The organism is Mesorhizobium sp. M2A.F.Ca.ET.037.01.1.1, assembly GCF_003998075.1.
In the GTDB taxonomy this organism is placed as follows: domain Bacteria; phylum Pseudomonadota; class Alphaproteobacteria; order Rhizobiales; family Rhizobiaceae; genus Mesorhizobium.
The window spans coordinates 1-2,860 of the sequence record NZ_RZSA01000864.1 but is presented as its reverse complement, the minus strand read 5'-3'; the positions used below and the strand labels follow the sequence as shown (position 1 = coordinate 2,860).

4 protein-coding genes are annotated in these 2,860 nt (G+C 65.4%); 2 read left to right on the top strand and 2 right to left on the bottom strand.

Annotated features, from left to right (window positions below):
- On the bottom strand, window positions 1–812 hold an 812-nt coding region (gene miaA, locus EOA27_RS30370), incomplete at its 3' end, for a tRNA (adenosine(37)-N6)-dimethylallyltransferase MiaA (protein WP_127257971.1).
- 55 nt (window positions 813–867) lie between these two features.
- Here miaA and serB point away from each other — a divergent pair.
- Both serB and EOA27_RS30360 read left to right on the top strand, forming a co-directional pair.
- Entirely contained in the window at window positions 868–1,689 is an 822-nt protein-coding gene (gene serB, locus EOA27_RS30365) for a phosphoserine phosphatase SerB (RefSeq protein WP_348526731.1), read from the top strand.
- Window positions 1,686–2,258: a GNAT family N-acetyltransferase gene (locus EOA27_RS30360; RefSeq protein WP_126082053.1), complete on the top strand. Its 573-nt coding sequence runs from the start codon at window positions 1,686–1,688 to the stop codon at window positions 2,256–2,258. The genes serB and EOA27_RS30360 overlap by 4 nt, the downstream gene beginning before the upstream one ends.
- Window positions 2,259–2,304: 46 nt before the next feature.
- Here the strand turns inward: EOA27_RS30360 and EOA27_RS30355 are convergent.
- Window positions 2,305–2,860 (bottom strand): PDZ domain-containing protein (locus EOA27_RS30355; protein ID WP_127257969.1); only part of this gene is annotated, 556 nt, incomplete at its 5' end.

Genomic DNA, 2,860 nt, shown 5'->3' with positions numbered 1-2,860 from the left:
AAGCCGCACTGTCCGGCCATCGCCGCCTGCAGCTCGCGCACCCCGATCGCCTTCATCGCCGGCAGGTCCGGGTCGAGGCCAAGCGCCGTAAGCTGCCGCACTTCGTCCAGCGCGCCCTTGTCGAGCATCTGGTCGAAACGCGCCTCGATGCGCCGGACCAGTTGCGCCCGGTCCGGCTCGATCACCAGGAAACGAGCGCTGTCGCGGTCGATCAGCGGACGGCCGCGCGCCGCCTGCCACTCCAGGAGGGAACGTCCCGAAGCATCGAGCACTTCGAGCGCCCGCACGATACGCTGGCCGTCCGTCGGCCTGAGTTGCATGGCCATGGTTGAATCCTCATGCATCAGCAGGCGATGCAGTCTTTCGGCTCCTTGCTCCTTGAGCTCGTAGCGCCAGCGCTCACGCACCGCCGGTGGAATGTCCGGCATATCCGAGATGCCTTCAGCCAGCGCGCGGAAATAGAGCCCGGTGCCGCCGACGAAAACAACCGTACGGCCCGACAGGACGCCATCGTCAATCAGCTTCGTCACGTCGCGCAGCCAGGCGCCGGTGGAATAGGCCGTGGAGGGATGCACATGGCCGTAGAGGAAATGCGGCACGCGTGCCGTTTCGGCGGCGGTCGGTCGTGCCGTCAAGACATCGAGCACCGAATAGCCTTGCATGGAATCGGTGTTGACGATGACCCCGCCACCACGCTCGGCAAGATCGAGCGCCAGCGCCGACTTGCCGCTGGCTGTCGGCCCGGCTATCAGGATCGCGTTCTTGACGCGGCCTTCGCCCGCCTGCCTGCCGGAATGTTCAATGCCGCTGATCGCCACTCTAGTGTCCCGTCCAGAAGCCCGCGCCGTGCCGGCCTCGCTTGCGAATATGGCCTTGCAGACTGCCGGCGCAAGCGCTATCCGTTGGCTGGCTGAAGACGTCGCCTGCGATCTCGTTTTGCCGCAGACGCCGGATATCGGCGAAATGACCGCCAATCTGCGGGCCGCACTGGCATCCGAGCCGGTCGATATCGTCGTCCAGCCCGCCGAAGGCAGGCGCAAGAAGATCCTGCTCGCCGACATGGATTCGACGATGATCGATCAGGAGTGCATCGACGAGCTCGCCGACGAGATTGGCGTCAAGGACCATGTAGCGGCGATCACCGCGCGCTCGATGAATGGCGAAATCGCCTTCGAGCCGGCCTTGCGCGAGCGCGTCGCCTTGCTGAAGGGCCTCGACACCGCGGTGGTCGACCGCATCATCACCAACCGGCTGACGCTCGCCGCCGGCGGCCGCGCCTTGGTGCAGACAATGCGTGCCAACGGCGCCTGGACGGCGCTGGTCTCCGGCGGCTTCGACGTCTTCACCAGCCGTATTGCCGAGATGCTGGGGTTCCAGGAAAACCGGGCCAACCGCCTGGTCGAGGAAGACGGCAGACTCGCCGGCATGGTGACCGAGCCCATCCTCGGCCGCGCCGCGAAAGCCGAAGCGCTGCTGGACATTGCCGCGAGGCTCGCGCTGACGACACAGGATGCCATCGCGGTCGGTGACGGCGCCAACGATCTCGATATGATCCGTCTTGCCGGCACCGGGGTCGCGCTGCATGCCAAGCCGGCGGTGGCCGAGCAGGCACGCATCCGCATCGATCATAGCGACCTGACCGCGCTGCTCTATCTACAGGGCTACCGCCGGGATGAGTTTGTGGAATGAAGCCGATCCGCATCGAGCGCCTGATCCTGCGCAACTGGGAGGATCGCGACCGCGCGCTTTTCCACCGCATCAACTCCGATGAGCGCGTGATGGAATTCTTCCCGTTCCGCCGCGACCGCGCCGCGGCTGACGCCAAGATGGACGAAGTCCGCGCCTGGATCGATGAGGATGGATATGGCTTCGCCGCGGCCGAGATTGCCGCGACCGGCGAATGCGTCGGCTTCGTCGGCTTGTCCGGAACGGAAGACATCGACGTGCTGGCGCCCGGCACGATTGAGATCGGCTGGCGGCTGGCGCCCGAATTCTGGGGCAAGGGCTATGTCACCGAGGCGGCGGAAGCCTGGCTCGCCTTCGGTTTCGAAACGCTTGGCGTGGACGAGATCGTGTCATTCGCGGTCGCGGACAACCATCGTTCGATCGCCGTCATGAAGCGGCTCGGCATGCAAGCCGATCCCGGTGCCGACTTCGATCACCCCAGCGTCCCAGACAGCCACCCGCATCTCAAGCGTCATGTCATGTACAGGCTGTCGCGCGAGGCCTGGCAGGCACGAAAAAGGGCGGCTCGCTAGCCGCCCTATTCATTGAAACATCAATCGCTTGCTGAACGATCCGGACTCAATCCATCCGGATCGTCACGAAACGCAGTTCCCCGGTCTTCGAGGCCAGCATCAGGAGCGCGTTCTTGCGGCCCTGCTCCTTAAGCGCTCCGATCCGGTCCATCACGTCCTTCGGCGTGCCGACCGATTCCTGCGCGATCTCGGTGATCACCTCGCCGGGCTGGATGCCGCGCTCCGCCGCGGGCGAATCCTTGGCGACATCGGTGACGACCACGCCGGACACGTCGGCGGCGATGCCGAATTTCTGCCGCGTCTGGTCGTTGAGCTCGCCGACCGTCATGCCGAGCACGGAGGCCGTCGACACCGGAGGCGTTGCCTTATCGCCACTGCCCTGATCGGTGCTGCCGTTCTCGCCGCTGGCCAGCTTCTCCCCGTCCTCGAGCCTGCCGAGCGTCACCTTGACGGTCTGCTCGACGCCCTTGCGCACGATGACGACATCTACTGCCTTGCCGACCGGGCTTTCGGCCACGACGCGCGGCAGGTCGCGCATTTCATGGATATCCTTGCCGTCGAACTTGATGATGACGTCGCCGGCCTGGACCGTGCCATTGTCG